This window comes from Fontisubflavum oceani, from assembly GCF_030407165.1.
GTDB lineage: Bacteria > Pseudomonadota > Alphaproteobacteria > Rhodobacterales > Rhodobacteraceae > Rhodophyticola > Rhodophyticola oceani.
The window spans coordinates 477183-503259 of sequence record NZ_CP129111.1 but is presented as its reverse complement, the minus strand read 5'-3'; the positions used below and the strand labels follow the sequence as shown (position 1 = coordinate 503259).

The 26077-nt window shown below is 62.0% G+C and carries 22 protein-coding genes and 3 pseudogenes; 9 read left to right on the top strand and 16 right to left on the bottom strand.

The features are described from left to right. The 3 genes from QTA57_RS02620 to QTA57_RS02610 are packed head-to-tail and all read right to left on the bottom strand — an operon-like array spanning nt 1 to nt 3100. Nucleotides 1–1629: an FAD-dependent oxidoreductase gene (locus tag QTA57_RS02620; RefSeq protein ID WP_290153420.1), complete on the bottom strand. Its 1629-nt coding sequence runs from the start codon at nt 1627–1629 to the stop codon at nt 1–3. Further along, on the bottom strand, nt 1629–2153 hold the full coding sequence (locus QTA57_RS02615) for a DinB family protein (RefSeq protein WP_290153419.1): 525 nt from the start codon (nt 2151–2153) through the stop codon (nt 1629–1631). Before QTA57_RS02615 ends, QTA57_RS02620 begins: the two co-directional genes overlap by 1 nt. Continuing rightward, the gene (locus tag QTA57_RS02610) at nt 2150–3100 is read right to left on the bottom strand and encodes an MBL fold metallo-hydrolase (protein ID WP_290153418.1); all 951 of its coding nucleotides are present in this window, start codon (nt 3098–3100) and stop codon (nt 2150–2152) included. The genes QTA57_RS02615 and QTA57_RS02610 overlap by 4 nt, the downstream gene beginning before the upstream one ends. Nucleotides 3101–3152: 52 nt before the next feature. Between QTA57_RS02610 and QTA57_RS02605 the strand changes: the two genes are divergently transcribed. Beyond that, complete coding sequence (locus QTA57_RS02605; RefSeq protein ID WP_145212465.1) at nt 3153–3719, top strand: DUF2585 domain-containing protein; 567 nt, start codon at nt 3153–3155, stop codon at nt 3717–3719. Nucleotides 3720–3756: 37 nt separating this feature from the next. On the opposite strand, the pseudogene fahA reads toward QTA57_RS02605, so the two are convergent. Then, nucleotides 3757–5009: pseudogene (fahA, locus tag QTA57_RS02600) on the bottom strand (fumarylacetoacetase). A 175-nt stretch (nt 5010–5184) separates the two neighbouring features. Here fahA and QTA57_RS02595 point away from each other — a divergent pair. Next, the gene (locus tag QTA57_RS02595) at nt 5185–5628 is read left to right on the top strand and encodes a MarR family winged helix-turn-helix transcriptional regulator (RefSeq protein ID WP_290153417.1); all 444 of its coding nucleotides are present in this window, start codon (nt 5185–5187) and stop codon (nt 5626–5628) included. A gap of 211 nt (nt 5629–5839) precedes the next feature. On the opposite strand, the gene QTA57_RS02590 is transcribed toward QTA57_RS02595, so the two are convergent. From QTA57_RS02590 to QTA57_RS02575, 4 genes are all read right to left on the bottom strand, one after another. Continuing rightward, nucleotides 5840–6070, bottom strand: coding sequence for a DUF2798 domain-containing protein (locus QTA57_RS02590; RefSeq protein WP_290153416.1), 231 nt, complete (start codon nt 6068–6070; stop codon nt 5840–5842). 78 nt (nt 6071–6148) lie between these two features. Then, complete coding sequence (locus tag QTA57_RS02585) at nt 6149–6847, bottom strand: helix-turn-helix transcriptional regulator (protein WP_290153415.1); 699 nt, start codon at nt 6845–6847, stop codon at nt 6149–6151. Between the two features lie 48 nt (nt 6848–6895). After that, complete coding sequence (locus QTA57_RS02580) at nt 6896–7270, bottom strand: VOC family protein (protein WP_290153414.1); 375 nt, start codon at nt 7268–7270, stop codon at nt 6896–6898. Nucleotides 7271–7355: 85 nt separating this feature from the next. Then, the gene (locus QTA57_RS02575; protein ID WP_290153413.1) at nt 7356–7946 is read right to left on the bottom strand and encodes a DUF1285 domain-containing protein; all 591 of its coding nucleotides are present in this window, start codon (nt 7944–7946) and stop codon (nt 7356–7358) included. 75 nt (nt 7947–8021) lie between these two features. On the opposite strand from QTA57_RS02575, the gene QTA57_RS02570 reads away from it, so the two are divergent. The 4 genes and pseudogenes from QTA57_RS02570 to QTA57_RS02555 all read left to right on the top strand — a co-directional run bounded on the left by QTA57_RS02570 (nt 8022) and on the right by QTA57_RS02555 (nt 14742). After that, the gene (locus tag QTA57_RS02570) at nt 8022–9029 is read left to right on the top strand and encodes an AAA family ATPase (protein ID WP_290153412.1); all 1008 of its coding nucleotides are present in this window, start codon (nt 8022–8024) and stop codon (nt 9027–9029) included. Further along, nucleotides 9026–9916 carry a DUF58 domain-containing protein gene (locus QTA57_RS02565; protein WP_290153411.1) on the top strand — a complete coding sequence of 297 codons (891 nt, stop codon included), beginning with the start codon at nt 9026–9028 and terminating at the stop codon, nt 9914–9916. The genes QTA57_RS02570 and QTA57_RS02565 overlap by 4 nt, the downstream gene beginning before the upstream one ends. Further along, nucleotides 9916–12673 (top strand): annotated as a pseudogene (locus QTA57_RS02560) (DUF4159 domain-containing protein). The gene QTA57_RS02565 and the pseudogene QTA57_RS02560 overlap by 1 nt, the downstream one beginning before the upstream one ends. Before the next feature lie 4 nt (nt 12674–12677). Then, nucleotides 12678–14742: pseudogene (locus tag QTA57_RS02555) on the top strand (hypothetical protein). A gap of 87 nt (nt 14743–14829) precedes the next feature. Here the strand turns inward: QTA57_RS02555 and QTA57_RS02550 are convergent. The 7 genes from QTA57_RS02550 to QTA57_RS02520 all read right to left on the bottom strand — a co-directional run bounded on the left by QTA57_RS02550 (nt 14830) and on the right by QTA57_RS02520 (nt 20267). Then, the gene (locus tag QTA57_RS02550; protein ID WP_290153410.1) at nt 14830–15066 is read right to left on the bottom strand and encodes a hypothetical protein; all 237 of its coding nucleotides are present in this window, start codon (nt 15064–15066) and stop codon (nt 14830–14832) included. A 3-nt stretch (nt 15067–15069) separates the two neighbouring features. Beyond that, nucleotides 15070–16896 carry a M3 family oligoendopeptidase gene (locus tag QTA57_RS02545; RefSeq protein ID WP_290153409.1) on the bottom strand — a complete coding sequence of 609 codons (1827 nt, stop codon included), beginning with the start codon at nt 16894–16896 and terminating at the stop codon, nt 15070–15072. Between the two features lie 135 nt (nt 16897–17031). Next, nucleotides 17032–17325 (bottom strand): hypothetical protein, encoded by a 294-nt coding sequence (locus QTA57_RS02540; protein ID WP_290153408.1) that lies wholly within the window; start codon nt 17323–17325, stop codon nt 17032–17034. Between the two features lie 92 nt (nt 17326–17417). Further along, on the bottom strand, nt 17418–18464 hold the full coding sequence (locus QTA57_RS02535) for an endonuclease/exonuclease/phosphatase family protein (RefSeq protein ID WP_290153407.1): 1047 nt from the start codon (nt 18462–18464) through the stop codon (nt 17418–17420). 5 nt (nt 18465–18469) lie between these two features. Continuing rightward, a complete protein-coding gene (locus tag QTA57_RS02530; RefSeq protein WP_290153406.1) occupies nt 18470–19153 on the bottom strand; it encodes a molecular chaperone DjiA in 684 nt (227 codons plus the stop codon). Nucleotides 19154–19185: 32 nt separating this feature from the next. Next, nucleotides 19186–19656, bottom strand: coding sequence for a GNAT family N-acetyltransferase (locus tag QTA57_RS02525; RefSeq protein WP_290153405.1), 471 nt, complete (start codon nt 19654–19656; stop codon nt 19186–19188). Then, complete coding sequence (locus tag QTA57_RS02520) at nt 19653–20267, bottom strand: VOC family protein (RefSeq protein ID WP_290153404.1); 615 nt, start codon at nt 20265–20267, stop codon at nt 19653–19655. The genes QTA57_RS02525 and QTA57_RS02520 overlap by 4 nt, the downstream gene beginning before the upstream one ends. A gap of 441 nt (nt 20268–20708) precedes the next feature. Here QTA57_RS02520 and QTA57_RS02515 point away from each other — a divergent pair, with 441 nt between their 5' ends. From QTA57_RS02515 to QTA57_RS02505, 3 genes are all read left to right on the top strand, one after another. Next, entirely contained in the window at nt 20709–21419 is a 711-nt protein-coding gene (locus tag QTA57_RS02515) for a sulfotransferase family 2 domain-containing protein (protein ID WP_290153403.1), read from the top strand. 497 nt (nt 21420–21916) lie between these two features. Beyond that, nucleotides 21917–23950, top strand: a complete 2034-nt coding sequence (locus QTA57_RS02510; protein ID WP_290153402.1) for an AsmA family protein — start codon at nt 21917–21919, stop codon at nt 23948–23950. Nucleotides 23951–24020: 70 nt separating this feature from the next. Next, complete coding sequence (locus QTA57_RS02505; protein ID WP_290153401.1) at nt 24021–24503, top strand: lytic transglycosylase domain-containing protein; 483 nt, start codon at nt 24021–24023, stop codon at nt 24501–24503. Between the two features lie 50 nt (nt 24504–24553). Here QTA57_RS02505 and QTA57_RS02500 read toward each other — a convergent pair whose 3' ends face one another. Beyond that, nucleotides 24554–26071, bottom strand: coding sequence for a hypothetical protein (locus QTA57_RS02500; RefSeq protein ID WP_290153400.1), 1518 nt, complete (start codon nt 26069–26071; stop codon nt 24554–24556). Nucleotides 26072–26077 lie beyond the last annotated feature (6 nt).

Below are 26077 nucleotides of genomic sequence, written 5' to 3'. Positions count from 1 at the left end.
TCACTCCTGTCCAATCGCGCGGCGAAGGGCGGTGCGGGTTGCACCCTCATCGAACGCGGCCCAACGCGCCACGACGTGATGATCGGGGCGGATCAGATAGACCGCGCTTTGCGTGTCGCCCAGATAACGTTCTGCGAGGGCGCCAGTTGCGTCGTCTTCTGCGCAGAGGGCGAGGCGGGTGATCGAGATCTGCACCTCGGTAAGGTCATCCGGGGCCTCAGCGTCTATCGTGAGAAGGGTGAACCCTTGCCCAAGCGTGTTGAGCAGGAATTGATTGCCCAACGGCGCGTCCACGCAAGGCGCGCCGGGGCGGGTGCGCCCGGGGCCACCCGGCAGTGTGTCGTCGCCGGTGAGCGAGAGGCCATCATAGGTGCAGGGCACCGAAAGCCGCCCGGAATTGACCAACGGGCGTGCGAAGGGATGGTCATGGGCGAGATGCAGGACTGCATTGCGGAACAGCGTGCTGATCTCGGTCTTGGGCGTGATAAAATCGGTCGCGCGGGTGGAGTTCAGGATGTTTTCATCCGCGCCATAGACCCGTTCTTCGGAATAAGTCTCCAGCAGACTGTCGGGCGCGAGGCCACGGATCACCAGATCGAGCTTCCAAGCGAGGTTTTCGGCGTCCTGCATGCCAGAATTGGCCCCACGCGCCCCGAAGGGCGAGACCTGATGCGCGGCGTCGCCGGCGAACATCACCCGGCCATGACGAAACGCCTCCATCCGGCGGCATTGGAAGGTGTAGATTGAGGTCCATTCCAACTCATACTCTGCATCCGGCCCCAACATCGCATCGACCCGGGCGCGGATATTGGCCTCATCCAACTCTTTCTCGCGATCGATATCCCAGCCCAGTTGGAAGTCGATCCGCCAGACATCATCGGGCTGTTTGTGGAGCAGGGCGGATTGGCCGGAGTCTTTGAACGGCGGCTCAAACCAGAACCAGCGTTCGGTCGGAAAATCGGCGGTCATTTTCACATCGGCGATGAGGAAATTGTCCTCAAACACCCGCCCCTCAAACCCCAACCCCATCATATCGCGGAGCGGTGACCGCGCACCGTCGCAAGCGATCAGCCAATCGGTCTCGATTTGGTAGGGACCGTCAGGCGTTTCGATGGAGAGCAGGATGTGGTCGTCCTTCTCCTCCAGCGCCGTCACCCGGTTCCGGCCTCTGATCTCAATCGGCGTGCCTTTGGCTTGCTCGGCGCGGACATGATCGACCAGGAAACGTTCGAAATAGGGTTGTTGCAGGTTGATGAAGGCCGGGTTTTTGTGGCCGTCTTCCGGCTGGAGATTGAATTCGAAAACCCGGTCCGCGCCGTGGAACACTTTGCCGAGGTTCCAGACGACGCCTTTCTCCACCATCGCCTCGCCACAGCCGAGCCGGTCGGCAATCTCTAGACAACGCTGCGAAAAACAGATGGCGCGGGACCCCTCGCCGATGCCCTCATGATCGTCGAGCACCAGCACGGGCTGCCCGCGTTGGCCGAGATCAAGCGCCGTGGCGACCCCGATTGGACCCGCGCCGACGATGACAATCGGATGGCGAACGGGCACGCTTGCATCCTGGTCCGCGTGTTTCTCGTAAGGATAAAGCTCGAAGGCGAGGCGATAGCGGGGTTCCATATTCATCATTGACCCTCCCAATAGGGTGTCGCGGTCTCGACCCGGCCGAACTCCAGAAAGAAATCATCCAGCTGCGGCGGATCGATCCCGGCCTGGCTGAGCAGGCTATGGACCTGGCCGCGATGGTGAACCTGGTGCTGGAAGAGATGCAGGAGCAGATGGTCGCGGCGCTCGAATGTTGGGCCGTTCATGCGCTCGACGGTTACGTCGTCATGCAGGCGCGCCTCGTCGAGGCCTTCGCAATGGTGGATGAGCAGCGCGTCTGATTTGGCCTGAGCCGCGGCAAGCTCCGCAGGGTCCATGATATCGTCGCGATCGAAAACCGCGCGGCCTATCCCGCCATTCGTCAGCGCGTCGATATAGAAGAGATCGACCTCATAGATGTGGTTCAACGTCCTCGGGATCGAGCCGAAGAAGCTCGGGTACGCGGCGGTGTAGGCGTCCGCAGGCATCGCCGTCACCGCCGCATAGAGCGTCGCATTGGCCCAGGCGTTGTTCTGAGCTTGGCGAATGAACGGCTCCATACTCATCCTTGTAACGCCTCCCACATTTCTATGTCGCGCTGTGCCGTCCAGATGCGTGGCGTGTCGATGCCGCGCGCCTCGTCATAGGCGCGAGCGACGTTGAACGGCAGGCAATGCTCATAAATCGCGTAATCGGCGAATTTCGGGTCACAGGCGGCGCGGACCGCATCCCAAGCTTCTTTCAGACTGCCGCCGCGGGCGGCAACCTTCGCGGCGGGCGCATAGGTGCTGGCCACGAAATCGCGGGTGCTTTCGATGGCGCGCTCGACGGCGTCTTTACCAACCAGCGCATCGCCCCGGCCCGGCGCAATCGCGTCCACATCGAAGCTGGCGATATTATCGAGCGTCGGACCCCATTCCCGGAAATGCCCGTCACCGCAATAGCAGGCGGAGTGGTCTTCCACGATATCCCCGGTGAACATCACGTTTTGGTCCGGCACATGGATCACAATATCCCCCGCTGTATGCGCCCGGCCCAGATGCATCAGATCGACCCGGCGGTTGCCGAGATAAACACTCATATCCTCGCTAAAGGTTGTCGTCGGATAGGTGAGGCCAGGGATGCTTTCATGCCCTTCGAAAAGACGCGGGAAGCGTTGGAACTCGCTATCCCAATCCTCTTGACCGCGTTCGACAACCATTGCGCGGGCCGCTTCGCCCATAATGATCTGATCGGCGTCATAGGCTGAGGCGCCAAGGACGCGAACCGCGTGATAATGGGTCAGCACCAGATGCGAGATCGGTTTGTCCGTCACCTCCCGCACCTTTTCGATCACTTTTGCCGCCAGGCGCGGGGTCGCTTGCGCCTCGACGATCATGACGCTGTCGTCGCCGATGATGACGCCAGAGTTCGGGTCCCCCTCGGCGGTAAAGGCCCAAAGCCCGTCACCAATTTCGGTGAAGGAGATGGTCTTTTCCGTCATGTCGCCTTGGGAGGCAAAAGCTTTGGCCATGGTAAGGATTTCCTTGCTAGACGCCTGATCCGGCGTGTGATCGGGTAGGGGGATGATATTGCGTCGAAATATGGTGCCCTATTGGGTCACCGCAGCGGTGATCGCGGCTTGTGCCATCATCTTGCTGCAAATGGGTCGCGTGCCGTATTGCGCATGCGGCTACATCAAAATCTGGCACGGGCAGACCTTCAGCTCGGAAAGCTCGCAGCATCTTTTTGACTGGTATTCGCCCAGCCATTTGATCCACGGCATCTTGTTTTACGGGGCGCTGTGGGTCGTGGCGCGCAAGCTGTCGGTCGGTTGGCGGTTGGTGATCGCGACGCTGATCGAGGTGGCTTGGGAGATATCCGAGAATACGGATGCGGTGATCGAGCATTACCGCGCCGTGACGATCTCGCTGGACTACTACGGCGACAGCGTCGTCAATTCGATGGCCGATCTGGCCGCGATGCTTATTGGCTTCTGGCTGGCCCGGAAGCTGCCGATTTGGGCCAGCGTGGCGATCATCATCGGCTTTGAGGCGCTGACGATCTTTCTGATCCGCGATGGTTTGGCGTTGAACGTGCTGATGCTCTTGGCCCCGATCGAGGCGGTGCGCGACTGGCAAAGCGGGCTTTGAGCCGGGATATGTCTGTGCCGACCGCATCCGTGGAGGTCTAAAGCGACCGTGCGGGCAGGATGGTGCCGGTGCAACTGCCAAAGCCGATCTTGTAACCGTCCCCCAGGGCCGCGCCATAGAGCGTGACGGTGTCGCCGTCTTCCAGGAAGCTGCGCGTGATGTCGCCGGGCAATTGGATCGGATCTTTGCCGCCCCAACTGATCTCCAGCAGCGAGCCACGATTGTCCCGCTCCGGCCCCGAAATCGTGCCGGAGCCCAAGAGATCGCCGGTGGTCATGGCGCAGCCGGAGGAGGCGTGATGCGCCAATTGCTGCGCGGCGGAGTAATACATCTCGTTGTAATTGGTGCGGCAGATCACGGTTTCTGTGCTGCTGCCGGCCGGCTGCAACCCCACGCTAAGCGAGATGTCGAAAAGCATCGGGCCGGGTTCTTCGAGATGTGGCAGAAGTGGCACCTCGCGCGGCGGGGTGGGCGCGCGGAACGGGTCCAGCGCGGCGGTGGTCACGATCCAGGGGCTGATTGAGGTCGCGAAGGCTTTGGCCTGGAACGGCCCAAGCGGTTGGTATTCCCAGGCTTGGATGTCGCGCGCGGACCAGTCATTCAACAGCACATAGCCGAAGATCATTTCATCGGCTTCGGCAACGCTGAGCGTGTCGCCCATCGCGGTCATACCTCCGACAATCGCTCCCATTTCCAGCTCGATATCGAGCCGTTTGCAGGGGCCGAAACTCGGCGCATCGGCATCGGGGGCTTTCGTCTGGCCATTGGGCCGGACAATATCCGTGCCGCTGACCACGACCGTGCTGGCGCGACCGTTATAGCCGATGGGGATGTGCAGCCAGTTCGGCGGCAGGGCGTTCTCGGCCCCCGGAACATGGTGCCGACATTGGTGGCATGGTGTCGACCGGCGTAGAAATCGGTGTATTCGGAAACCGCGATGGGCAGGTGCAGCGTAGCCTCGGCCATCGGCACCAAAAGCGGCTCCACCTCGGCCTGCTCTGCCGCACCCTCGGAGAGGATGGCGATCAGGCGCGCGCGGAGGGCTGCCCAAGCCTCCGGACCCAGATCCATCACATCATTCCAGAACGGCAGGAAGAAGACATCCGCCTCGCCCATGTCGACCAGCCCGACGTCTTCGGCGGCGGCCATGTCGAGGATCATATCGCCAATTGCGACACCACACCGGGGCGGCTCATCGCCGGTTGAAAACACACCATAGGGCAGGTTGTTCAGTGGAAAGGGGCTCTCGGCCGAATTGGCGGAGGTCACCCAGCTTTTCATTAGCGGCATGGAACGGCTTTCGCTTGGGCCGGTCGGGGGGCACCCTCGGGCGATCGGACAAGGAAGGGGGGATCGTGACGCGCTTCGGCCTTTCGAGCAAGGGGCGCGAGGTGCGGGGGCCTCCCTCCCCCACGTGGTTGGAATATTAGTTGGTTTTGTAACTAACAAGGCCTAGTCTGCGCAAATGGTCAAAAATGATGACTTCGATCTGCGCGATTTTCTGCCCTATCTGCTGACCCAAGCGGCGGAGCGGTCGAGCCTGGCATTTCAACGGCATTACAAAGAGCGCTATGGCATGTTGCGCACCGAATGGCGGGTGCTTTTGCATTTGGGCCGATATGGCGCGATGACCGCGAAAGAGATCTGTCGCCGGTCGCATATCCACAAGACCAAGGTGAGCCGCGCGGTCGCCGCGCTGGAGAAAAAGCGGTATTTGTCTCGGTCCGTGATCGATGCGGACCGTCGCCAGGAATTGCTGAACCTGACGGCGAGTGGAGACGGGGTGTTTCGCGCCCTTTATGAGGAGGCGCGGCGGTTTGATGAGGCTTTGACGGCGCCGTTCAGTGAGGAAGATGTCGCTGTTTTGCGCCGGATGTTGGCGCGGATGGCTGATTTGGATCAGGTCTGAGCGGTAAGGCCGGGATTTGGTCTCGGTTGGGAAAAGACGGCCCCGCCGAAGCGGGGCCGTGGCTAAAAGGACGTTGCTGCTCAAAACCGGAGCGTGTCACCGCAGCAAGGCTGTGATCCTGTCGCGCAAAGATGCGCGATAGGCAGCCAAACGGTGCCACGTCCGATCATGTGTCGGGCAGCCAGTCGAAGCGGTTCAAAGAAATCTCAGATTAAGTGTCTGCGCGCACCAGACGCGCCACCAAACGGCGGGTGATTGGGGCGACGATCAGGACCGCCGGGAAGGCCACGGCCCAGGAATTCAACCATGACGTCATCCAGAGCCCAACAAATCCGTCGGCCAATCCGGCGGCGCGAAAGGTGGCGATACCGGAGACGAGAAACGACATCATACCTGACAAAAGCAGGCCAAAAAGAATATGGGCGAAGCGGGCAGGGATCATTCGGGCCTCCGGCACGGTGGGCATAGTAATTGACGGTGACAATAAACATCCCCGCTGATGCGGCAAGTCACAAACCGACTAGTGCGGATCGCAGCCGTAGCGCGCCAATTGTTGGGCGTAGAAGTCTTGCAAACCTTGACCCGGTTCCGGGTTGAAGGCCCCGGCGCTTTCGGCCGTGCCGATCCGATCCAGTCGGAACATACGGAAATCTGCGCGCAACTCACACCAGGCGACAAGGGTCCAGACCGGCCCCCAATACCAAAGCCCGACCGGGCGGACGGTCCGGTCGGTGTTGTTGCCCGCCTCATCGGTATAGGCAATGGCGATCCGCTCGCGTTTGGTCACAGCGGCCTCAAGCTGATCGATGGTTTCGCGCAGGGCCTCGGTCATATTCGCGCGCGGCATGGCGTGGATCGCAACGGCCTCGGCACGGGCGCGGGCGTCATCGGGCAGAACACTGGTGATCTTGTCGAGCGCTTGATCCGCCCCGCGCACCATGGCGGCGCCACCCCAGGCCCGGATCATCCGGGCACCTGCGGTCAAGGCCACGATCTCTTCGGTGGTGAACATCAAAGGCGGGAGGTCATAGCCCGCCCGCATCAGATAACCCAAACCGGCCTCGCCATCTATGGGCAGGCCCGAGCCGATCAAATGGGCGATATCGCGATAGATCGTGCGCTCGGAAACCTCCAGCGCCTCGGCCAGATACCGTGCGGTGGTCAGCTTGCCGGAGCGCAGAAGCTGGACGATTTGAAACAGGCGGTCAGCGCGTCGCATGAGAAATAGGGTAGCGCGGCCCCCGGGGTGGGGGCCAGCGCGTTCCTCTCAGCTGTTGAACTGGAAGAAGCCGATGGAGTTCCCATCGAGATCGCGGGCATAGAAAAATGCCCCTGATGGCAGCGGAATGTCAGGGCTTTCCACCTTCCCGCCCGCCGCTTCAACCCGTTTGCGCGTCGCGGCCAGATCATCGGGAGCGACCAGATGAATCGTCGAGCCATGCTCTGAAGGTGTGCCGGGGTAGAGATGGCCAGAGATACCATTGGTGGTGTCTGAGGTCGGGAACATCGCCATAGGGTTCGGACCATTGTTGTCGATGGTCAGGTTGGTATCGAGCACAGCGTCGTAAAAGGCGATGGATTTCTCAAGGTCGCTGACCGGGATCTCAAACCAGCAGACGGTATGTTGGGGGTGAACAGGCATGTTTGGGCTCCATGTTTCGGAATTTGCCCAACCTCTATCGCATACCCCTCCTGACAGCGTTCTGTCAGGAGCCTGTCACCTCGGGTCAGATATTGAGCTCTGACACCGGGATAATTGGAAAGAACATACCGCCCGACCAGACGCCGAACCAGTTTACGTCCTCATGGCAATGCGCGACGCCCAAATCGACCAGCCGATAGAAGCTTTTGCGGTCGATCAGCGCCTCCATGCCGGCGCGGACCATAACATAGGGCGAGGGCTCGCCGCTTGCGTCACGGATCACGCGGATCGGGTTTTCGGCCCCGGCGGTCACCGTATCGCCCACATGGGTGGTGAAGGTGATCACCTGCGCAGGTCCATCCCCCGCCGCCTCGAAATCCTGTGCGACAAAGGGCGCGTCTTCGACCCGAATGCCGACCTTCTCCACCGGCGTGACCAGGAAGTATTTGCCGTCCTCCAGCTTCAAGATCGACGAGAAAAGCCGGACCAACGGCGCGCGACCAATCGGCGTACCATTGTAGAACCAGGTCCCGTCGCGTTTGATCTCCATATCCAGATCGCCGCAGAATGGCGGGTTCCAGAGATGCACAGGCGGGAGTTTGCCGTCTTTTTGGGCAGCTTTCGCCGACGCCATCAGGCTTTCGGCATCAGGGGTCACAATGTTTTGTCCAGACATGTCTTTTGCCGTTTGTGGTCGGGGCAATAGTTCGGTTTACTTAGACACAACATATTCACCTTGTGGAGCATTGCCATGTCTGATCCCGAAAACCTTGTGGTGGAGATCGAAAACCTCGGCGCTCAGCTGGCCGAGGCCAAAGAGAGCATCGCCACAACGATCATCGGGCAGCGCGAGGTTGTAGACCTGTCTTTGGCGGCGATGCTGTCGGGTGGGCATGCGCTTCTGATGGGGTTGCCGGGGCTGGGAAAGACGCTGTTGGTGGATACGCTTTCGACTGTGATGGGGCTCTCTGCGAACCGAATTCAGTTCACGCCCGATTTGATGCCCGCCGATATTCTGGGCTCCGAAGTGTTGGAAACCGCCGCCGATGGGGCGCGGTCGTTTCGCTTCATCGAGGGGCCAGTGTTCTGTCAGTTGCTGATGGCCGATGAGATCAACCGCGCGTCGCCGCGGACCCAATCGGCACTGCTCCAAGCGATGCAGGAGATGGAAGTGACCATTGCCGGGGTGCATCATCCCCTGCCACGCCCATTCCACGTGCTCGCCACGCAGAACCCGATTGAGCAGGAAGGGACCTACCCGCTCCCCGAGGCGCAGCTTGACCGCTTTTTGGTGAAAATCGATGTGGATTATCCCGACCGCGAGACCGAACGCGGGATCCTTCTGGCCACGACGGGCCTGGAAGAGGCCCAAGCGACACAGGTCTTCACGCCCGAGGCGTTGATGGCGGCGCAACAGGTTGTTCGTCAGATGCCGGTGGGGGAGGCGGTTGTCGAGTTGATCCTCGATCTGGTCCGCGCCTGCCGGCCCGAGGCCGAGGAAGCGCCGCAAGTTGTGCGCGATACTGTGGCTTGGGGGCCGGGCCCACGGGCGGCGCAGGCGCTGATGCTGACCGTGCGGGCGCGCGCCTTGCTGGATGGCCGCTTGGCGCCCTCGGCGGAGGATGTCGCGGCGCTTGCCAAACCGGTGCTTGGCCACCGGATGGCGCTCAGCTTCGCGGCGCGGGCCGAAGGGGCAGAGCTGGACCAGGTGATTGATGAGGTGACGGCGCGGGTCACCCGGGTTGAGGCAGCCGCTTGAGCGACACCGCGCTTCATACGCCCGAGACGCTTCGCTCCAGATCGGAATCCGTTGCGCGCAGCCTGCCGCCGCTTTTGGTGGAGGCGCAGCATTTGGCGGCGACGATCCTTTTGGGCGAACATGGTCGCAAACGGGCCGGAACGGGCGACGAATTCTGGCAATACCGCGCCGCCGAGGCTGGCGATGCCTATCGCAGCATCGATTGGCGCCGCTCGGCACGGGCAGATGGCCATTTCGTGCGGCAAACCGAGTGGCAGGCGGCGCAATCGCTGATGATTGGGGTGGATGATGCCGCCTCGATGACCTTCACGGGCGACAAATCTCGACCGTCGAAGCTGAGGCGGGCACAGACCTTGGCGATGGCCTTGAGCATCCTGGCGGTGCGCGGCGGTGAACGGGTGGGCCTGACGCATCTGGTCGATCCCCCACGCGGGGGCGAGGCGCAGTTGATCCGCATGGCCTCCGCTTTGATGGACAGTCATGAGCCGGGCGACTATGGCGCGCCGAAGCCGCGCGTTTTGCCCGTGGGCAGTCGGGCGGTGTTCTTCTCGGACTTCTTGGGTGATCCGTCGGCGATTGAGACCGTCTTGGGCCAGGCCGCAGATCGGGGTGTAAAGGGCGCTTTGGTGCAGGTGTTGGATCCGCAGGAAGAGCTTTTTTCCTTCGATGGGCGGACGCTGTTTGAAAGCATGTCCGGGACGATCCGGTTTGAGACGCTGAAAGCCAAAAGCCTCCGCGACGCCTATTTGGAGCGGCTGGCCGAACGGAAGGCCCGCCTGAAAGAGATCACCCGGCGCACCGGCTGGCGCTATCACTGCCACCACACCGACAAATCCGGCGAGCCGACTTTGCTCTGGCTCTACAATATGTTGGATCGGGCCCGGTAATGCTGTCCTCTCTGGCCTTCACCACACCACTCTTGCTGATCACGCTGATCGTGCTGCCGATCTTGTGGTGGTTGCTCCGCGCTGTGCCACCCGCGCCGATCCGGCGGCGCTTCCCCGGTGTCGCCCTGCTTTTGGGGCTAAGAGATGACGACAGCCAGTCGGACAAAACACCGTGGTGGCTGTTGCTGTTGCGCATGTTGGCGGTGGCCGCCGCGATCATTGGTTTCGCGGGGCCGGTTTTGAACCCCGAAGAGGATCGCCCCGGCGAAGGGCCGCTCCTGATCGCGATGGATGCATCCTGGGCCAGCGCGGGCGACTGGCAAGCGCGGCTTGACCGGGTGAGCTTGCTTTTGGACGAAGCGGGCCGTGCGGGTCGCCCCGTCGCCCTGGTGCGATTGGGGGAGCACGCTGACGGCGCGTTGCCGCTGCAGGCCGCAAATGCCTGGGCGCAGCGGGTGCCGAACCTTGCGCCGCGCCCCTATGCGCCCGACATGGCGGCGGCTGTCGATTGGGTCGACGGTTTGGAGGGCCCGCTAGAAGTCGCTTGGATCTCCGATGGGGTCGACCGCGCGGGGCGCGGCGATCTGATTGATGCATTTCAGGATTTGGGCCCGCTCAGCGTGTTCCAAGGCGCGCGCGACGTGGTGGCTCTGGCACCGCCCCGGTTCGAAGATGGGCTGATCGTCATTCCAGCAATGCGCTTGGGCACGACAGAACCGCGCGACATGCCTGTGGCCGCCTTCGGCTTGGACCCGGCTGGCACCCCGCGAGAATTGGCGCGCGACACCCTGCGTTTCGACGGTGGGGAGATGGCGGCGGAACTGGCGCTGAGCCTGCCGCCGGAGTTGCGCAACAGGATCACCCGGTTTGAAATGACCGGCGCGCGGAGCGCTGGCGCCGTGTCATTGACCGATGACAGCTTGCAACGCCGTGAGATCGCCCTGATCTCCGGGGCGCCCGAGCGCGAGGGGCAGGTCTTGCTCTCGCCGCTGCATTTCCTGCGCGAGGCCCTGGAACCAACGGCGGATTTGCTGGAAGGGGCGCTTTCCGATCTGCTTCTCGCCAGCCCCGACGTGATCATCCTGGCCGATGTGGCGCAGTTGAGCCCGGATGAGCAGGAGGGCCTGACCGCATGGGTGCAGGACGGTGGCTTGCTGGTTCGTTTCGCCGGTCCGCGCTTGGCGGCTTCCGACATTGCCCGGGCTGAGATGGACCCACTTTTGCCCGTACGCCTCCGCGAAGGCGGGCGCACGGTCGGCGGCGCGATGAGCTGGGGCGAGCCGAAAGCGCTTCGGCCCTTCGCCGAAGACTCGCCGTTTTATGGCCTGCTGATCCCTGAGGATGTGAATGTCACCAGCCAAGTTTTGGCGCAGCCGGACCCGATGCTGTCGGAGCGGACGATCGCGGCCTTGGCCGATGGCACACCGCTCGTGACGCGCACAACTCTGGGTCAGGGCGGTGTCGTGCTGTTCCATGTGACGGCCAATGCGGAATGGTCGAGCCTGCCGCTCTCGGGCCTCTTCGTGCAGATGTTGGAGCGGTTGGCGATCTCGACCCGCCCTGTGAATCCGGCGGCTGCCGATTTGGAGGGCGTTACTTGGGTGCCGGAACAAGTCTTGGACGGGTTCGGCGTGTTGCGGGATGCAGGCGCGCGGCCAGGTGTGTCAGGGGCCGACCTTGCCGAAGCGCCGCTCTCTGCCGAGATTTTGCCGGGGCTCTATGCCGGATCGGAACGGCGCGTCGCGCGGAACGTAATTGGGCCAGAGACGGTCTTGGCGCCAGCGGTCTGGCCCCGGGATGTGCCGGTTGAGGGCCTCTCCGTCATTGCGCCAACCGATCTGATGGCGGCGTTTCTGACGGCGGCGCTTGCGCTGTTGATGCTGGATGTGCTCGCGGCGCTTTGGTTGTCGGGCCGTTTGTCCGGCTTGGCGCGCGGCGCGGCTGTTATGGCCTTGGCATTTGGTCTCGCGCCGATGGCGGAGGCGCAGCAAAGCGTCGAGGACGAGCTGGCCCTGCTGGCCACTTCGGAGATCACCCTAGCCTATGTAGAAACCGGCAACGCGCGGATGGACGATGTCAGCCGCGCCGGGCTTCCAGGGCCTTTCCAACACGCTTTGGCAGCGGACGTCGGTCGAACCCGCACCGCCCATCGGCGTGAATCTGGAAACCGATGAACTGGCGTTCTTCCCGATGCTGTACTGGCCGATCTCGCCGGATCAGCCGCTGCCGTCAGCGGAAGCTTACGCTCGGCTCAACACCTATCTGCGCTCGGGCGGGATGATCGTGTTCGACACACGCGATGCGGATTTGGGCGGCTTCGGCGCGGCCACGCCGACCGGTCGGCGGCTTCGGCAACTGGCGGCCCCGCTCGACATACCCCCGTTAGAGCCGATCCCCTCGGATCACGTGCTGACCCGCACCTTCTATCTTCTGCAAGATTTCCCGGGCCGCCACCTGAGCCGTGATGTTTGGGTTGAGGCGTCCCCGCCAGATGCGGAGCAGATCGACGGTATGCCGTTTCGCAACCTCAATGATGGGGTCACACCGGTGGTGATTGGCGGCAATGATTGGGCGGCAGCCTGGGCGGTGGACGCGAGTGGGCGCCCTCTTTTCCCTGTCGGGCGCGGGTTCACGGGCGAACGGCAACGCGAGATCGCGCATCGGTTTGGGGTCAATCTGGTGATGCATGTGTTGAGCGGGAATTACAAATCCGACCAGGTGCATGTGCCCGCTCTGCTTGATCGGTTGGGGCAGTAGCGCGATGGCCAGTGATCTCCTCTTCGACCCGCTTTTGCCTTGGCCCCTGATTTGGGGCCTGACTGGCGTTGCCCTTTTGATCACCGCTTTGGCGCTTTGGCGCGGATTGTCTGGCTGGCCATTCCGGGCCCTGGCGGCGGCGGCCCTGCTCCTGGCGCTGGCCAACCCGTCGCTGCAAAACGAAGAACGCGAGCCGCTCAGTGATATCGTCCTATTGGTGATCGACGAGAGCGCGAGCCAAAACCTCTCTGACCGCCCTGAACAGATCGCCGAGGCGATCACAGGGCTGGAGGCCGAGGTCGCAAGCTTGGGCATGGAACTGCGTCAAACCCGCGTTGGCGATGGGGATGACAACTCCGGCACCTTGTTGATGCAAGCGCTGACCGGGCTGATGGCCGATCTGCCGCGGTCTCGGATCGCCGGGGCGATCTTGCTGACCGATGGGCAGTTACACGATGCGGGCCTTGTGCCCGACATGCCCGCACCGATCCACGCGCTTTTGACCGGTCGCGCCGGCGATTGGGACCGGCGCTTGCTGGTCCAGAACGCCCCGGCCTTCGCGATCTTGGACGAAGAGGTGACGCTGCCCTGCGGATCGAAGATCAAGGCGCGGTGCCCGAAAGGGTCGCCGGGCGGTCTGAACTGCTGATTTCCATCGACGGCGATGCGCCGCTCAGTTTCCAGGTGCCCGTCGGGGAAGACATCACCTTGCCGCTGACCCTGCCGCATGCGGGGATGAATGTGATCCAGTTCATCGTGCCCGACGCGCCGGGCGAGTTGACAGACCGGAACAATGCCGCCGTTGTGCAGATTAACGGCGTGCGCGACCGGCTCCGGGTGTTGCTGGTCTCGGGGCAGCCGCATCCGGGGCAACGCACCTGGCGCAACCTTCTGAAATCCGACCCGGCTGTCGATCTGGTGCATTTCACCATTCTGCGCCCACCGGATCGGCAAGATGGCGTGCCGGTGACCGAGCTGAGCCTCATCGCGTTCCCGACGCGGGAGCTGTTCATGGAGGCGATTGACGAGTTCGACCTGATCATTTTCGACCGCTATCAACGGCGCGGCATTCTGCCGATGCTCTATCTCGACAATGTGCGGCGATATGTGGAGGACGGCGGCGCGCTTTTGATGGCGACCGGTCCTGATTTCGCCAGCGCGGATTCGCTTTATCGCACCCCCTTGCGGAGATTCTACCAGGCCAACCAACGGCGCGCGTGGTCGAGGCACCGTTCCTGCCGCAAATCTCAGACCTCGGCGCGCGGCATCCGGTGACCACCGGGCTTGATCAAGCCCCGGGTGCGCTGGACGAGGGCGATGTGCCCTGGGGGCGCTGGTTCCGGCAGATCGAACTGATCGAGCGGGCGGGGCAAACCGTGATGACCGGGGCCGAAGATGCACCCCTGCTGATGCTTGATCGGGTTGGCGAGGGGCGTGTGGCGCTATTGGCCTCAGATCATGCCTGGCTCTGGGATCGCGGCTATGAGGGAGGCGGGCCGCAATTGGAGATGCTGCGCCGCCTGGCGCATTGGATGATGGGCGAACCGGACCTGGAGGAAGAGGCGCTGCGCGCCTTGGCCGATGGGCAAAGCATCCAGATCACCCGGCAGAGTTTGGCCGAAGAGGTGGGTGACGTCACCGTCACCGCGCCAGACGGATCCCAGATCGTGTTGGAGTTGGAAGAGACGGCACCGGGGCAGTTCGTGGCGACATATGACGGCGTCGAACAGGGGCTTTATCGGTTGCGCGAGGGCGATATGGAAGCCGTGGTCGCGCTAGGCCCTGCCGCGCCACGCGAGTTTGAGGAAACCATCGCCAGCGGAGATCGCCTAGCGCCCGCGATCAATCCGATGCGGGGCGGCATTTTGCGCCTCGAAGATGGCTTGCCCGACCTCCGCCGCGTGTCGGAAGGGCGGAATGCGGCGGGCCGAGGGTGGATCGGCCTGACCCCACGTGCGGCCTATTTGACCACAGATGTGACCGTTACGCCGCTTATCGCGTCATGGCTGTTCCTGTTGCTTGCAGCGGCGCTGATGGTGGGGGCTTGGCTGCGCGAAGGGCGCCGGTAACTCCCCGGTCTCAAAAGAGGTTTGATGCGCCGCCTTTGGCGCATATCCAGCGCCGACGACATCCGATGCGCCGACAACGCGCAGACATTACTGCCTGCGCTGTCCACGCAGCCAACGCCAGATTGGGAGGATATCAAGCGCGGCGATGGCGATGCCAAGTGGGATCATCCAGAAGCCCAACACAGGTAAGAACCCAAACACGCCGCCCACGATCAGGATAAGGCCGAGCAGCAGGCGCAGGCCCGGTGGGACGTGGGTTCGGACCCGAACCAGCCCGCGTTTCAAACGTCCCTTAAACGTGCGTCTTGCGGGCTGATCGGGCATGGGTCACCCCTCCATCGCCTCCAACTCGTCGATGAAGCCCTCGATCATGCTGAGGCCCTTGTCCCAGAACGCCGGGTCGGAGGCATCCAACCCAAAGGGGGCCAGAAGCTCCTTGTGGTGCTTCGATCCGCCCGCTTCCAGCATCTCGAAATACTTCTCTTCGAAGCCTTCTTCGCCCTCGGCATAGACCGCGTAAAGCGCGTTCACCAGCCCGTCGCCGAAGGCATAAGCATAGACGTAAAATGGCGAATGCACGAAATGCGGGATATAGGCCCAGAAGCTCTCATACCCCTCCATGAAATTGAACACCGGGCCCAGGCTTTCGGCCTGCACGCTCATCCAAAGCGCGTTGATATCGTCGGGTGTCAGTTCCCCTTCGCGGCGGGCGTCATGCAGTTTGCATTCGAAATCGTAAAACGCGATCTGGCGGATCACGGTGTTGATCATGTCCTCCACCTTGCCCGCGAGCAGCACTTTCTTCTGCTCCGGTGTCTCCGCCGCGTCGAGCAATTTGCGGAAGGTGAGCATCTCGCCAAAGACGGAGGCGGTTTCGGCCAGAGTTAGCGGGGTCGAAGAAAGCAACTCGCCTTGCCCGGCGGCCAGGCGTTGATGCACGCCATGCCCCAATTCATGCGCCAAGGTCATGACATCGCGGGGTTTTCCGAGATAGTTCAGCATCACATAAGGATGCACATCGACCACGGTCGGATGCGCAAACGCACCCGGCGCTTTGCCCTCTTTCACGCCTGCATCGATCCAGCCATCGGTGAAAAACGGTTCCGCCAACTCCGCCATGCGCGGATCAAAGGCGGCATATGCATCCGTCACTGTGGCGCGCGCCTCCTCCCAACCGACCAGCTTGGTATCTTCCATCGGCAAAGGCGCGTTCCGATCCCAAACCTCCAACGTATCGAGGCCCAACCATTTGGCTTTCAACGCATAATACCGGTGCGACAGGCGGGGGTAGGCGGCAACCACGGCGTTTCGGAGCGCCTCGACCACCTCGGGTTCCACATGATTGGCCAAATGCCGGCCCGCTTGCGGTGTAGGCAGCTTGCGCCAGCGATCTTCGATCTCTTTCTCTTTCGCCAGTGTGTTATGGACACGCGAGAACAGCCCAAGCTGCCCTTGGAAGGTCGCGGCTAAGGCCCGCGCACCTGCCTCGCGTTTGCTGCGATCTTGCTCGGTTAGAAGGTTCAGTGTCGCCTCGATCCCTAAACGCTCGCCATCGATCTCGAATGTCAGCCCGGCGATGGTCTCGTCAAAAAGCTTGTTCCAGGCGGCGGCGCCAACGGTGGATTGATCATGCAAAAACTGTTCCAACTCATCGGAAAGCTGATGCGGTTTCATGGCCCGCATCCGGTCAAACACCGGTCTGTAACGGGCCAGATCGGCATTTTCCGCCAGAAGTGCCTCAAGCGCCGCGTCCTCGATCCGGTTGAACTCGAGTGAGAAGAACACCAGCGGCGTGGTGATGGCCGTGATCTTGTCCTGACAATCGGACATGAATTTCGCCCGCTCGGGGTCGGTCGTGTGCTGGTAATAGCGCAGACCCGCGAAAGACATGATCCGCCCGCCGATCACATCGATCTTTTCATAGCGCAGCACGCAGTCCAGCATGTCTGACGCAGACAGGTCGGCCAGCTTCCCTTGATAAGTCACCGCGAAATCGGCGCATTCGCCTTCCAGCCAGTCCAGGTCACGCGCCAGTTCCGGCGCATCTTCGCCCGCATAAAGATCGCTCAAATCCCATTCCGGCAGATCGCCCAACGGCGCGCCCCCGGTTTCAGTTGCGGCATCGCGGGTCGGGGCGGGGAAGGGCAGTTGCATCAAACATCCTCAAGGGTGAAATCACGGTTCCCTTGATATGAGCCACGATGTGCGGCGTCTCAACCCCGGATGGTGTAGAAAGCACATACCTAGCCCGCGCGCCATGCCGCAACGGTAGACGCATCGGGGGCCAGCCTAGAGTTCGACCTCGCCGCCTTCGCCGATCTCGGGCAGGTCCGGCGCGTCATCCCGGCGACGGATGATGATATCGCCATTGGGCAGCCGTTCGGGCGGGTGATAGGCGGTGATGTCATCCATCATGTCCGCCATGCCTTGCATGAACGGCAGCATCTCATCCTCTAGGAACGGTTGGATTTCCTCCAACATCGGCTCCATCTCCTCGCGGAGCCCCTCCATGATCAGGCGCGCGCGCTTCGGCGAACAGATCCAGACCTTCGCTGAACTCACTTTCAGGCGTGGGCGTGTCATCTGCGGCGGCTGGCGCGCTGAGCAAAGACAGGGCGATCAGGGCTGTGGCAAGCTGTTTCATGCCGCCAATATAAGCGATTTGCAGCCCTGTTTTAAGGGGAAACCGCGGCGGCCTCGGCCAATTCCAGCACCACCGGGAAGTGATCCGACGCGGTCAGCAGCGCTCGGCAAAGCGCGTCATCGTGCCAGCAAACAGGGTCATCGAACGGATGCCAGATGCGCCAGCGCTTGGCCTGAGGCCGCAGGCCCGGGCTGACCATGACATAGTCCAAAAGCGCTGAGAGATAGCGGTTTTCGTCGTCGATATAGAACCGCGCGGTGGTGGGCTGCGCCGCAATCCGGCTTTGCAGCGCCTCGGCGGCATGGGGATCATAAAGCTGTGCCTCGGCGGGCAAATCTTTGCCCAAGACGATCTCGACCCCGGAGCGGCCAAAATTCTTCTCATATTCGTCCAGGCCCGGGCCATCATTGAAATCGCCCAACACGATCAACGGATCGTTCGCCGCCAAATGCTGTTCCACCCGGGCACGAAGCCAGATGCACTGCGCCAACTGCTTGCGCCGATTGGCAATCGCGATGCGCATCAACTCGTCATCATCCCGCGCCCCATGCGGTGCTTTCGATTTGATATGGACGCCGATCAGCCGGATCGGCCCAAGCGGTGTTTCCAGCGCGGCTTCCAAAGGCGGTTTTGAAAACCGCACCAGGTCTTCGGTGGCGTCGATATCCAGATCGATCCGAAAGGTGCTGTCGAAACGCGGCGCATCGCGGCCGCCTTTCTTACCCGTCTCGGGCCCAAGCGGATCATGCCGCGCCCCGATCACATCGGGGTCGTGGAGTAAGATCAGCTCTTGCTGCGTCTCATTGGAAAATCCCGCCAACGCTTTGCGCGCGCGCAGGCCAAACCGCTTGGCAAACCCTTCCAATGCGTTGGCGCCATTGCGGTGGCGCGAGATGTCAGGTGCTTCCACCACCATCACGGCATCGGCATCCAATACTTGGAACACATAGCCCAGGGCGGCGATTTGGGCGTTGCGGGTCACATCCTGGCGGCCAGACCAGCCATCATCCTCCAGCAGGCGCCCCTCATCATCGAAGAGATTGGCGAACCATTCCACGTTATAGGTGGCGATCCGCATTGCGCTCAGCTCCCGTGATGGGCGGAAATCTCTTCCCAAGCTTCGTTGATCGCCTGCATCCGCCGTTCCGCCAGGCGAATGGCCTCTTCGGGCACGCCCCGGCCCAGCATTTGATCAGGATGTGTTTCGCGCACCTGTTGCCGCCAGACCGCGCGAATTTCGCCGAGTGGCATCGACGTGTCCACCCCCAGAACCACGTAGGGGTCAGGCGCGGCATCGGGTACATGGCGGGCACGTAGTGAGGTGAAATCGCGCGGCGCCATGTTGAAAATCTCCGCCACGCGCTCCAAAAACTGATCTTCGTTTGGGTGGTATTGCCCGTCCGCGCAAGCGATGTGGAACAGCCCCTCCATCAAATCCGACAGAACCGCCGGATCGTCGGCAAACATCCGGGCGATCCGGGCGGCGTAATCCTCAAACCCGGCCACGTCCTCGCGCGCGAGGTTGAAGACTCGGGCGGCGGCGGCTTCCTCTTCCGGCGGCACGTGGAACACGTCCCGAAACGCGGTCACCTCGTCGCGCGTGACCAGCCCGTCGGCCTTGGCCATCTTGGCCGAAAGCGCAATGACCGCGATGGTGAAGGCCACCGAGCGTTCCGGCGGCGTGCGCAGTTTGTCGAACACCGCGCCCAGACCCTCGCCGGAGGCCAGCGCCGACAGCGCGTCAGATATGCGGCTCCAAATCGACATGATGGACTCTTAGCGCGGAACCGCCCGGGATGTCAGAGAAATTTCTGCATCAGCACAAGATCGTGCCAGCGCCCGAACTTCTGCCCAACCTGTGGCAGGCGCGCGACTTCGACATAGCCAAGAGCCGTATGAAACGACACGCCGAACGGGTTCTCGCCCGAGATCCCGGCGATCATCGAATGCATGCCTTGGACCCGCGCGTGATCCTCCAGAACCCCCATCAGCGCTCGGCCCAGACCCCGCCCGCGGGCGTGATCGGCAATATGGATCGAGTGCTCGACGGTGAAGGCATAGCCTGGCCCTGGGCGGAACTGCGCATAGGTGGCAAACCCGGTGATGACGCCTTCGGCCTCGCTGACGAAGAATGGCTGCGTTTCCATTGCCGTCGCCAGGCCGTTCGCGGTTTTCTCCGCTGTTGTGAAGGTCATCACCGTGTCGCGGATGATGCGGTTCCAGATATCCGCAATCGCGGGCGCGTCGATGGGCGAGGCCGAGCGGATCATAGGGTGAGCGGGCCGTTTGGGGTATCAAACACGACGCTCAGATACGGCGTTTCGGCGGCGATCACCTCTAGCCTGGGATCGTCAGATAGCGGGGCAAGCGCCGCGCGCAAAGCCTCTGCGTCTGGATGGGCCAGGATGAGTTTGGTCAGCCGCACACCGTGATCGGGCAGGCGCGGGGCCGGATGCGCCTCTCCCTCCCATTCGATCAAGGCGGGGAACAGGGCGTCGAAGGGCAGTTTGCCATCCTGCGGCACCGCCATCCGCCAACGCAGATCAGCGCGCGCGAGCGACCAAGGCACCCCGACACCGTCTGGCGCGGCAGCGCGTGCTGCGTCGAGGTCAGGCACTCGGGCGATCCAGGCCCGCGGGCGTGTGGGGCCCGCGAAATCGTCCAGATCGAACCATCGGGGCTGCGCCGGTCCGGGCGCATCGGGGTTGATCGCGATGACCTCGAGATATTCCTCGGGGCCAAGTGACAGCAGCCGATTATGCGTGCCCATCTCCCGATGCACGCCGCCGGGCGCCAGCGGCACGCCGAAAGCCGTCTCAGCCCAGGCGGCCCCCACCGTCAAATCGGCGCAAGCAATCGCGATATGGTCCAATGTCAGCATCCGCGCCTCCGTATCTCCGCCGAAACTATCGCCCAATCGGCCAACGCGCCACAGGCATGCGCCGCGCTTGGCGGACGGGGGCGATATCTTCCGAAGGGGGTCATGGCCACGGCGCAATGTATGCTGCCGTACTCAGGACAATAAGGCCACCAGTCGACTTGAACTAGGCGCCTTCCAGCACTTCGACTTCTCGGTCATTGTGATCTCGCAGTGGATCACGGCCTATTCCATTAGGCGTCGCAACTCGTCTAGGTCTTCCTCGCTGCGAAACATCTTAACGAGAGTGCGCCGCCCGTCTGCTTCTGACTTTGAAAAAGGCCTGCTTGGGGTCATGTGCGACCGTCTTCTTGTTTCATTTTAGCGACTTGACGTAGCCAAGTACGGCCATAATGCTTACCAATTGCTTCTTGCTCGCTTCACAATAGCTGCTAGTGAAACCCTATGCCGTTGTTTCATTTCGCCGACCGATCTGTCTTTTTTGGGCACATACCCAAAACTGGTGGTTCTTCTGTTGAAGAGTTTCTGACGCCACACGCTGAATCCGTTGAATTGCTTGATAACGGATGGACTCAAAAATGGCGTCGAAAAGGCGGTCATCTTGATCCGCAGAACCGCGTTTCGCCGCAGCATCGAACCCTGCCCGAGGTTTGCGATCAAATCTCGCCGGATACACTTCGCTTCGTTATCGTGCGCGATCCAATGGCACGGATCGTGAGCGAGTATCGATATCAGTCACAGCGCAACTGGCGGCGAAAGCTCCTTGGGCGGATTGGCTTTTCGCGCTGGCTGCGCATCTGTCTTGCTGCATATGAAGCGGACCCCAATTTCATGGACGGCCACTTTCGGCCACAACACCTTTATATCGACCAAGAAACAAAGGTCTTCCGACTTGAGGACGGCATGGAAAAGGTCCGTGACTGGCTCACCGACACATTGCCTATCGGACGCGGTCTGACAATTGGCCACGAGAAAAGAGCGGCGTCAAAAAATGTGAAGCCCTCAAACAAAGATAGGGCTCTGGTCGCCTTGTTCTATCGAGAAGACTATCGGGTGCTCGGCTATGATTCGCCGGGACCTGCTGGCTCTATCGGCCCGTTGAGCCACATTGTCGGTCGGTGGCTTGCACGTAAATACGCAGCTGGCCAACTGTGATTGTAAGAAAGCTGCACTCTCGTCATTCGATGGCCAACAGAGATCGTCAGTATAGTCGGTCAGCAAGCGTCTAGCGCCAAGAAGACATCCATGCCCGCGTAGACCGCACTTTAGCAGCTGCAAGTGTGGTCAGGAACGGTGCTGCAAAGATATGGTCGGCCTGACGTGCCTCCGCCTCCAACGGCCGAGCAGGCGACGCCTCAACACCGTCAGTCACTTTGAGCAATAGACAAAGGCTGTTCGTACCGCCTCAAGGCACCGTCCAAGCAGCAGACTTCGGACAAACGAAAAAGAATCATCTGAAACACTTCCAGATACGCCATGTGGAGCGTATCTGGAAGTTTGCGTGTCGCACCTTACCCCAACTTTGAAGCGCGAAATAGTACACCGATGTGCCTAGCAGTTTCGCCTGAATTTCCCCCTGCAAGCTGAGGGCAGGGACTGTTCGGCTGGGCCACATCGGGCTAGTCTTCGGGCAAAAGAGGAGGCGGCGTTTTATGCGGTGGGTCATTCGGACAGTTTTCGCGCTTGTGGTGCTCGGCCTGATCGCCATGGGGTCGCTTTTGGCAATCCCGACGGAGCGGATTGCGGCGCTGGTCACCGACCGGTTGGAGCAGGCCACCGACCGACGGGTCGCGGTCACCGGGCGCATCCGACCTACGTTGATCCCGCATTTGGGCGCGCGGGTGGAAGGCTTGGAGATCGGCAACCCGGACTGGCTTGACGAGGGCAGCTTACTCTCAGCGGAGTCGGTGACAGTGGGGGTCAGTTGGTCTGCGCTCCTGTCCGGGGAAATCCGCCTTGAAGAGGCCGTGCTCGACGCCCCCGAGATCACTCTTATCCGTGCTGCAGATGGCCGGGCGAACTGGGATTTCGGCGAAGACGGCGTGACCGAGACGACCCCCACGGACCCCACTTCGGGGGAGGCATCGAGCGGCGGCGGACTCCTCAGCACGCTCGGTTTTGACGCCGCCGAAATCCGGAACGCCAATCTGCGCTATCTTGACCAAGCCAGCGGCCAAGACCTGCGCGCAGAAGACTTGGACCTTACTCTGCGCCTGCCCGAGGCCGGTGGCCGGGGCAGCCTCGAGGCCAGCAGTGTGGTCAATGGCAGCGAGATTGCGTTTGAGGCCAGCATTGATGGCATTGCCGCGCTTTTGGAGGGCGAGGTGCGCCCGTTGACGCTCTCTTTGGAGTGGGACGGCGGCAGCGCCGCGTTTGACGGGCGCGCAGGGCTCAGCCCGGCAATGGACGGGCAACTGAATTTCGAGGCGCAGGATCTCGGGCCGCTTCTGGCGGTGATCGGCCAGCCAGCACCGGATTTGCCGTATGGCCTCGGTCGGGATCGAATTGCCGTGGCGGGTGATGTGACCCTGGCCAGCGAGGGCTCGATGCATCTCCGGCAAGGCCGCCTCACACTCGATGATCATGTGCTGACCGCCAATCTCGATCTCCTTCCCGGTGAGGATCGCCCCAGCTTGCGCGGGGCAATCCAGGGGGAGGAGTGGAATCTGAGTGCACTGACCGGTGGTGCGCAAGGCGAGCAAACAGAGGGCGGGTCCAGCGACGGCGCTACAACCGGCGGCTGGCCCCGTGACCCGATTGATGTGAGCGGGCTCTTTGCCCTGGATGCCGAGATCACACTGGCACTTGCGCGCCTCGATCTGGGCCTGGCCAATTTGGATGGCGTTGATCTTCTCGCCCGGCTCGACCAAGGCCGACTGGTCTTGGAGTTTCGCCGGGTCGGCGCCTATGACGGCGCGATGAGCGGGACGGTTGTGGTCAATGGCCGCGGCGGCCTCTCGACGCGCGCCGATCTGGCGTTTCGCGATGTGTCGCTGCGCCCGTTGATGGAAGAATTGGCGGGATATGACCGGCTCGAGGGGCGTGGCGATCTGGCAATCAATGTCCTCGGCGTTGGCAATGATGTCGCCAGCTTGATGCAAAGCCTCGAGGGCGCCGGCCAAGTGCAATTTGGCCAAGGCGCAATCCTGGGCTTCGATTTGGCGGGTATGATCCGCAACTTCGACCCCTCCTTCCAGGGCGAGGGGCAACGGACGGTGTTCGACAGCCTCAATGCCAGCTTTGCGATCACCTCGGGCGTACTCCAGAACGACGACCTGGTGCTGGCGGCACCCTGGGGGCAGGTCACTGGGGCTGGGGAGGCCGATATCGGCGCACAGACCCTCAATTACCGTGTCATCCCCGGGGTGATGCAGGGGGCCGATGGCAGTGGTGGGATTTCCGTGCCGCTTCTGATCACCGGGCCCTGGGCCGATCTCAGCTTCCGCCCCGATCTGGCGTTTATCGCCGAACAGGAACTGGCCGAAGAGCGCGAACGCCTGGAAGCCGAGGCCCGTGCGCGTCTGGCAGAGGAACAAGAGCGGTTGGAGCAAAGCATCCGTGATCAGGCCAGCGACGCGTTGGGCCTCGACATCCAAGAGGGTCAAAGCCAGGAGGAGGTTGAGGACGCCTTGGAGCAACGGCTGCGCGAACAGGCGGAAGAGCAATTGCGCCGTCTCTTCGATTGATCGGCGGGCCGCCGCCGCCCCACAAGATTGTTTCTGGCCAGAACGATGGCACTCGGCTAAGGCGCGGGGCATGACCCGTGTTATCCTGATCCTCGCGCTTCTGTCTCTCGTTGCCACCTGTGGCCGTGGCCCGGCCACTATCACCGGGCAGGAACCGCCGCTTTACCCCAATGAGACCCCGGAAATCCGAGCCTTGGTCAATGAATACGCGGCCCGCAACGACGTGCCGGCGGCCTTGGTTCACCGCGTCATCCAGCGCGAAAGCGACTATCGACCGGCCGCGCGGAACGGCCCCTATTACGGGATGATGCAAATCCTGCCGCAGACCGCGCGCACCATGGGGCATCGCGGTCCGGCCTCCGAACTGCTCGATGCGGAAACCAATCTGCGCTACGCCGTGCGCTACCTGCGTGGCGCTTGGCTGCTCTCGGATGGCGATTACGACACGGCGGTCGGCTGGTATGCGCGCGGTTATTACTACGAGGCGCGCAACCGTTGCATGTTGGTCGAAACCGGTCTGTTGGACCGTGAGATCAGGCGGGATTGCCGCTGATCCTGTGCCTCACAAACCGGCACGGCGCGTACGCATCTTCAACAAATGTCTCATATCGCGCCAATCAACTGGGCATAGGCGGCAAAGCCGTTCACAATCTGGTCTAGCATCCAGCCTTGATCAAGCCGCAGGCCCAGAGTGACCAGCACCACAACCACCCAGACCGACAGCGTGATCAACGCGCAAAAGAGCAGGCTGCCCAACCAGCCGGCGGTGTCGCTGTGTTCGCCTTCCGCCAATAGGTGGGCAATCGGCGCGCGCACCCATGCCGGGTACGACAGTCCAAGCGTCAGTACCCCGATGGCGAGGTGCAGCAACGTCGGCAAAAGCGTTGTCAGGAGCATGAAACCCAACCACCCATAGCTGCCCTGGCCGTGCGCCATATCGTCGAAAAATCCCGGCAGGTCGAACAGCGCCTGACCATCGGGGAAGCGCACGAAATGCACCCAGGAAATCATCGCCATACCCAGAAGCGCAAAGATAGCCATGCCGCCGAGCAGGTCCCAGAGCGCGCGTCCCGGCGCCCAGGCCTCAACCCCGCGCCGCAGCAAATGCCGGGTCAACCCGATAGATGCAAAATCGGCCAGAAGGTTCAGAAGTGGGAATGCGCCAAAGAACAGGATGACATAGGCCTGGGCGGCGAACGCCGCCCCATTGCGGGGAAAGCCGAGGCCAATTGCGACACTCAGAAAAGCCAAAAGCGCGCATGAAAACAGCAACCGGAACACAGGTGTTGGGCCCCGCCGCCGTTCGAGGTCCGTGACCGCGACTGCGCCTGCGACTGCGCCTGCGCCTGCGACTGCGAATGCGCCTGCGAATGCGAATGCGCCTGCGAATGCGAATGCGCCTGCGAATGCGACTGCGACTGAGAATGCGACTGAGAGTGCGACGGTGAATGCGACTGCGAATGCGAATGCGAATGTGGCTGTGAGTGCGACTGCGACTGTGACTGCGCCCGAGAGTGCGACTGCGAATGTTGCTACTAATACCACGGCGACGGTGTTCTCGGCGCTGAGCCTCAAGGCCTCGGGGGCCAAAAGCGGCAGATACAAAATCAAGGCTGCGGCAAGAAACAATGCAAAGCGCAGCCGCGATTTTATCACGCCACCGATGATACAAAGGGTCACGGCCGCCAAGTGTATTGCAGCGATGACCCCGCGATCCCATTGCGTTCCTGCGGCGAACACCTCGATCGTGCCAAAAGTAATCGGCCCAGCAGTCAGCCATTGCACGACCAATGCGGCCAGCGGGTAAAAGACGGCCAGTCCCGATACAACCATTAGCAGGGTCTGGCTCCAGGCTACGCGCCAGGCCGGCAACTCGGCGGCCTGTTCCGGCGCCGAAAGCCGCGCGTCGATCCAGTCAAGACTGCGGCGCATGACTCGGGCATAGCGTGTCTTGCCACGATCTTGCGCTAGGAATCCGACGATGCGTTTCCGGTCGGCTTCGTTTTTCCAAATGCGTCCGTAGGGCGTGGCGAAACTCAACAGAAGCCAAAGCAGAAAAGGGCCGGAGAACAGCCAATTCACGCCGCCAAACAGAAATTGGAAGATGTCGAATGTGATCAAAAGAAA